General features: G+C 45.3%; 8 protein-coding genes. 5 read left to right on the plus strand and 3 right to left on the minus strand.

The window, feature by feature from the left end; genetic code table 11:
* From secE to rplA, 4 genes are all read left to right on the plus strand, one after another.
* Positions 1-398: preprotein translocase subunit SecE (gene secE, locus C7B77_RS31920; RefSeq protein ID WP_425430844.1), on the plus strand; the 398-nt coding region annotated here is incomplete at its 5' end.
* Positions 395-1,024 (plus strand): transcription termination/antitermination protein NusG, encoded by a 630-nt coding sequence (nusG, locus tag C7B77_RS22325; RefSeq protein WP_106310058.1) that lies wholly within the window; start codon positions 395-397, stop codon positions 1,022-1,024. The genes secE and nusG, both read left to right, overlap by 4 nt.
* Before the next feature lie 13 nt (positions 1,025-1,037).
* Positions 1,038-1,463: a 50S ribosomal protein L11 gene (rplK, locus tag C7B77_RS22330; protein WP_106310061.1), complete on the plus strand. Its 426-nt coding sequence runs from the start codon at positions 1,038-1,040 to the stop codon at positions 1,461-1,463.
* A gap of 60 nt (positions 1,464-1,523) precedes the next feature.
* Positions 1,524-2,234, plus strand: coding sequence for a 50S ribosomal protein L1 (gene rplA, locus C7B77_RS22335; protein WP_106310064.1), 711 nt, complete (start codon positions 1,524-1,526; stop codon positions 2,232-2,234).
* Between the two features lie 154 nt (positions 2,235-2,388).
* On the opposite strand, the gene C7B77_RS22340 is transcribed toward rplA, so the two are convergent.
* Together C7B77_RS22340 and C7B77_RS22345 are read right to left on the minus strand one after the other, a co-directional pair.
* Complete coding sequence (locus C7B77_RS22340; protein WP_106310067.1) at positions 2,389-3,156, minus strand: SDR family NAD(P)-dependent oxidoreductase; 768 nt, start codon at positions 3,154-3,156, stop codon at positions 2,389-2,391.
* 154 nt (positions 3,157-3,310) lie between these two features.
* Positions 3,311-4,741, minus strand: coding sequence for a protein adenylyltransferase SelO (locus C7B77_RS22345; RefSeq protein ID WP_106310070.1), 1,431 nt, complete (start codon positions 4,739-4,741; stop codon positions 3,311-3,313).
* Positions 4,742-4,891: 150 nt separating this feature from the next.
* On the opposite strand from C7B77_RS22345, the gene C7B77_RS22350 reads away from it, so the two are divergent.
* The gene (locus C7B77_RS22350) at positions 4,892-5,149 is read left to right on the plus strand and encodes a CRR7 family NDH-1 assembly protein (RefSeq protein WP_106310073.1); all 258 of its coding nucleotides are present in this window, start codon (positions 4,892-4,894) and stop codon (positions 5,147-5,149) included.
* Here the strand turns inward: C7B77_RS22350 and C7B77_RS22355 are convergent.
* Positions 5,133-5,705, minus strand: a 573-nt coding sequence (locus tag C7B77_RS22355) for a DUF2854 domain-containing protein (RefSeq protein WP_106310076.1), incomplete at its 5' end; no start/stop codon positions are given. The two genes, C7B77_RS22350 and C7B77_RS22355, sit on opposite strands and share 17 nt — an antisense overlap.

The raw sequence follows: 5,705 nt of genomic DNA on the forward strand, positions 1-5,705 counted from the left end.
TCATACCTCAATCCAGCAACGCCCAATTATCAATTCTCGAACGATTCCCGAAACAAATGCTGGCCATCCCATTTCTAACCGAGCAGGAGGCAAAAATTTCAGGTAAACTAGTAATCTGTCAACCTTACATCCTCTTCATGAAAGCGGAGCTAGAGACTATGGTCAAAAAAAACGAACCGCCAAACACAGATCCGGCACTTGCCAAATCGGCATCTGGTTTTAACCCGGTGCAACTAGTCCAAGATAGTAAAGCGGAACTTGCCAAAGTAATTTGGCCAGATCGCAAACAACTAATTAGTGAATCCCTCGCCGTCATTGCGATGGTGTCTCTATCGGCAACGACGATTTACTTGGTAAATAACCTGTTTGACTGGGCTGCTAGTAAGGTGTTTGTATGAGTTCGATCGATGAAGAATTAGATGACGACTTTGAAGAAGAAGGTCGTAACACTAAAGCAAAAGAACCCGCTCGATGGTATGCAGTCCAAGTCGCATCTGGCTGTGAAAACCGTGTCAAAATCGACCTGACCCAACGGATTCACTCCTTTGGCATGAGCGATCGCATCTACCAAATCGAAATCCCCCAAACTCCGACCATCCGACTCAAAAAAGATGGTACCAAAACACCCGCCGAAGAAAAAGTTTTTCCCGGCTATGTGTTGGTGAGTATGTCCATGGATGACGACGCTTGGCAGGTAGTCAAAAATACCCCCAACGTGATCAATTTCGTCGGCTCCGAACAAAAACGCGGCTACGGACGCGGACGCGGACACGTCAAGCCACTCCCCCTATCGCGGGGCGAAGCAGATCGGATCTTCAAACAAGCTCTCGAACAAGAGGCCGTAGTGAAGACAGATCTGACCGAAGGCGATAAAATAATGGTTATGTCTGGTCCATTTAAGGACTTTGCAGGCGAGGTCGTTGAAGTTAGTCCAGAACGGAGTAAACTTAAAGCCTTGCTCTCTATCTTCGGGAGAGATACCCCCGTAGAACTCGAATTCAACCAAGTCCAAAGACAGGGCTAAATATACACATCTAATGGCAAAGAAAGTAGTCGCAATCGTCAAGCTAGCACTCAATGCTGGTAAAGCTAACCCCGCACCTCCAGTCGGCCCTGCATTGGGTCAACATGGTGTGAATATCATGGCATTTTGTAAAGAATACAATGCCAAAACTGCCGAACAAACTGGTACGGTAATTCCCGTAGAAATTTCGATCTTTGAAGATCGGAGTTTTACCTTCGTCCTGAAGACACCACCTGCTTCGGTACTGATCAAAAAAGCCGCCAAAATCGAAACTGGTTCTAACGAACCCAATAAGAAAAAAGTCGGTCAAATTACCACCGCACAGTTGCAAGAAATCGCGCAAATCAAATTACCCGATCTCAATGCAAATGACATCGACGCAGCAATGAAGATCGTTGCTGGCACCGCTCGGAACATGGGCGTTGCGATCGTTGACTAGTATTTTATCCACCATATTTGGGGGAGAGGTAGATCCTCGTCATTCACCCCAGGAGCAATCATGACCAAAAAGTATTCGCGTCGTTATCAAGAATTAGCTAAAAAAATCGAGACTCGTGCTTACGAGCCGCTCGAAGCCATGGCACTACTCAAAGAAACAGCAACGGCGAAGTTTGCCGAATCTGCCGAAGTTCACGTCCGTCTGGGTATCGATCCTAAGTATACCGACCAACAATTACGGACGACTGTAGCATTGCCCAAAGGTACCGGACAAACGATCCGTGTTGCTGTAATCGCCCGTGGGGAAAAGGTAGCTGAAGCTACTGCTGCTGGTGCAGATCTCGCCGGATCTGAAGAATTAATCGCCGAAATTCAGGGCGGGATGATGGATTTCGATCTGTTGATCGCCACTCCCGATATGATGCCACAAATCGCTCGTTTGGGTCGCGTCCTCGGCCCGCGCGGTTTGATGCCTTCGCCTAAGGCTGGTACGGTAGCTACCGACCTGGGTGCGGCGATCGCCGAATTCAAAGCTGGTAAACTAGAGTATCGTGCCGATAAATCTGGGATCGTGCATATTCTGTTCGGTAAGGCAGCATTTGCCCCTGAAGACCTGGTAACCAATCTCAAGGCGTTCCAAGAAAGTATCGATCGCAACCGTCCTTCAGGAGCCAAAGGTCGCTTCTGGCGGAGTATGTATGTCTCGGCAACTATGGGGCCTTCGATCGAGGTGGATATCAATAGTCTCCGCGACATGAAAGTAGAAGCATAAATGGTTCGCGCTATTATTTAATTAATATCCAAAAAGAGGGAAAGTTGATGATAACTTATCCCTCTTTTTTGTTAGTTTGGCTTGTAACTATCCACTATTCACTATCCACTCACTACTATAGATGTCTAATTTACGACTGGGAAAAGAGTAATTGTTACCATGGTAAGCGGCTGCCATCCCAGGAGAAGAATTCGCCACTATCGGTAGGCTCTAAACGATCGATGACGGTTAATAATTGTGCTACGGTGCGATCGACTGAAAATAATTTGTCTGGTGGCACGTTGCGTTGAAATGGCAGCGATAATCGGGTATCTGTCGTACCGGGATGGAGGGCGACTAAAATTGCTTGCGGGCAAGTGCGTTTATACTCGATCGCAGTGGTGCGGATAAACATATTTAAGGCGGCTTTGGATGCGCGATAACCATACCAGCCACCGAGCTGATTGTCGCCGATACTGCCAACTTTTGCCGAAATTGTCGCTAGAATCGATCGATTTTGATGTTTGAGTAATGGCTGCACTTGTTTGAACAAGAGCATCGCACCGACGCTATTAACTTGAAAATAGCGTAACAATCGATCGCTTTCGATCTGTCGCAAACTTTTCTCTGGTTGCAGCTCGCCTTCGTGCAAGACACCCACGCAGTTAATAACATAGTGGAGTGCAGTTGTCTCGGATTGAATCTTGTGCATTACCGCCGCAATTTGCGACTCATCGGTCAGATCCATCTGGAAACACTCTAACCGAGCATCGGCGATCGCGAGTAATTCTGTTGCCGATTCTAACCGTCGATATGTTGCATAAACGCGTTCTAGATCTTTATTTGCGAGTAACTTACGCACGAATCCCAATCCAATGCCCTGTCCGCCACCAACAATTAATGCGGTTTTTAAAAAGCGATCGGGCAGATCTGTACTTACCATCTGTTATTTCTCTGCGCTCTTTGCGCCTCTGCGGTTGAATTAAATACAAGTAGGTAATTTCAATTATTTGTAGAATAGATTATACCTGAAATCTAGATAGTGGGCAGCGATAACAACTCAGTTATCAATTATCAATTATCAATTATCAATTAATTTAATTACCCGATCGAATCTTCGCTAATAATTCATAAAAAGGCTCCCAATTATTTTCTTGGGCAATTGGTTCCCAAATTGCTTCGATTTGCGGACGTAATAATATCGTTTGGGGATTCGATCGATCGAGAAGACTTTCGATCGAGTCAAACTCCGATTCGGGAATATCGCTCAATGCTTGATGGTAAAGTTGCAACCATTTTTGATAGCCAGAATTGCCGATTACTTCTGGCATTAATTCTGTCTCATTCAAAACTGAATTGAGATCTGATTTCCATCTTAGTTTAAAGGCTTGACTCAGATCGAAGAAAAATTGATGATAGCCGACTTGGGTATCGGCTAATAGTTGTAGTGTCGCCACCAGTAACTCATCGCGAACTGGAGTAGTTTCGCCCTCAAAGCCGAGCTTTTGCAGCATCAATCGTTTGTAATGAGGAAAATAATATCCCTCAAATTTAGCCAAGGCTGTAGCCAGCTCATTAGTGTCAATAACTGCGCTCAAAGGCTTCTGAAGCAGATCCAAGTTCAGCTTACATATACCTGGTTGATTGCCGTAACTGTAGCGGCCATAATGGTCGAAATAGGCAGCAGTAAAGTCGGGATTATAAGTAGGCAGGAAGGCAAAAGGGCCATAGTCAAAACTCTCACCAGTAATCGACATATTATCGGTATTTAATACCGCATGACAAAAACCTACCGACATCCATTGCGCGACTAGTTCGGCTACTTTTTGAACTAATTCAGTATAGAACTGGATATAACGTTCTGCACCTGCAATCGTACTGAGATGACCGTAATAATATGCAATTACATGGTCTAATAACTTTTGAATTAAATCCGGACGTTTGAGATAGTTCAATCGCTCGAAAGTACCAAATCGAATATGCGATCGACTAAACCGCACCATTACCGAAGAACGCGTCGGCGATGGTTCGTCTCCCCGCCATAGATCTAAACCCGTCTCTACCATGCTCAAACAGCGCGAAGTCCGCACGCCCATCTGATGTAAAGCTTCAGCCGCTAGCACCTCGCGCACGCCACCCTTGAGCGTCAGCATTCCATCGCCGCCGCGAGAATAAGGCGTTCTTCCCGAACCCTTGGTGCCAAAATCATAAAGTTCGCCATCGATACCCCGCACCTGTCCGTACAGAAACCCGCGTCCGTCACCCAAACCTGGATTATATTCACCAAATTGATAGCCGTGATAGCGCAATGCTAGAAATGGATGAGATGGGTTGGTAAATTTACCAAAAGCTTCGACAAAATCTTCGTCTCTGACTTGGCTGGGATCTAGTCCCAGTCGAACTAATACGTCATCATTCCGAAAACGTAAAATTTGTTGGGGAAACTCTGCTGCAACTACATCATCATAATAGTCGTTACCCAGCGATTCGATCGCCGATTCATAGTCAAGCGAGAGCAATGGATTCATAAGTTAATTAGTGGATAGTGGATAGTGAAAAGTGAATAGTAATAATAAGAAAATGAATGGATGAGATAAATTTTGTCACTATAATAATATTGAGAAGCCGTTCGAGATTTTTAGCGATCCACTATTCACTATTCACTATTCACTATTCATATGTCTGACTCTTTAATGTTTAATAACGATGCTTATGTGGTGTTGGAGACAGATCTGCCGGAACAGTTACTGACTCCAACCGAAATGTTTGCCAAACTCCAAGAAATTGTCGTCAAATTTGCCGACGATCTGCCGATCGATGTCTTGCAAATTAATAGTGTTGACGATCGGGTCAAATATTTATTAGATACTAGCTGCGAACTCGATCTAGGCCCTGGGCAATACTTACAATGGTATGCCGTCAGACTGGAGAAGTAACTCGATCGGTAGCGCGATCGACAATCAGAGTAACATTAATTTCTTCATCTTCAAGATCTGGAGCGATCTTTGCATCGACACCAGGGCCGAAAAATCTAGCGATCTTCTCGCGTTTTTCTTCCCACACATCGAGTGCCATAAATGGCGAATAAAATTTTAAAGTTAGTGCGTAGGCTCCATCGATCTCAGATTCTTGGAGACCTTTGAGCACGGGACGATCGTCATCGCTAGGAGCCAGTCCTAATTTTTCTAAAGCCAGATCTAAATGAGCTTCTTGTCCGTAGCGATAACGGGTGACATCTTTGCGAATTTGATTGAGCGTGGGTGTTGCTTGCTCTTCGCGCAGCTTGATGAGATTGGCGGGAGTAACTTGAGTAAACGGAACGGGTTCGAGTTCGGCAGATTTGAGAGCTAAACCACCGAGCAGCAGGGGGACACCGTAAAAGAAACCGATCAGATTGAAGGTAGGATTGTTGATCGCGTATGAAAAAAAGCCGACGAGTGCGAGCAAACCGCCAACATTGATAAGGACTAGACTGAGAGGATGTTTGAAAAG

The sequence above is a fragment of the Chamaesiphon polymorphus CCALA 037 genome, from assembly GCF_003003845.1.
Classification (GTDB): Bacteria; Cyanobacteriota; Cyanobacteriia; order Cyanobacteriales; family Chamaesiphonaceae; genus Chamaesiphon; species Chamaesiphon polymorphus.

Excerpts from the sequence above, each read along its gene's own strand:
- rplA (WP_106310064.1), top strand. The coding sequence starts at position 1,524 with ATGACCAAAAAGTATTCGCGTCGTTATCAAGAATTAGCTAAAAAAATC.
- C7B77_RS22350 (WP_106310073.1), top strand. The coding sequence starts at position 4,892 with ATGTCTGACTCTTTAATGTTTAATAACGATGCTTATGTGGTGTTGGAG.
- C7B77_RS22340 (WP_106310067.1), bottom strand. The coding sequence starts at position 3,156 with ATGGTAAGTACAGATCTGCCCGATCGCTTTTTAAAAACCGCATTAATT.
- rplK (WP_106310061.1), top strand. The coding sequence starts at position 1,038 with ATGGCAAAGAAAGTAGTCGCAATCGTCAAGCTAGCACTCAATGCTGGT.
- C7B77_RS22345 (WP_106310070.1), bottom strand. The coding sequence starts at position 4,741 with ATGAATCCATTGCTCTCGCTTGACTATGAATCGGCGATCGAATCGCTG.
- nusG (WP_106310058.1), top strand. The coding sequence starts at position 395 with ATGAGTTCGATCGATGAAGAATTAGATGACGACTTTGAAGAAGAAGGT.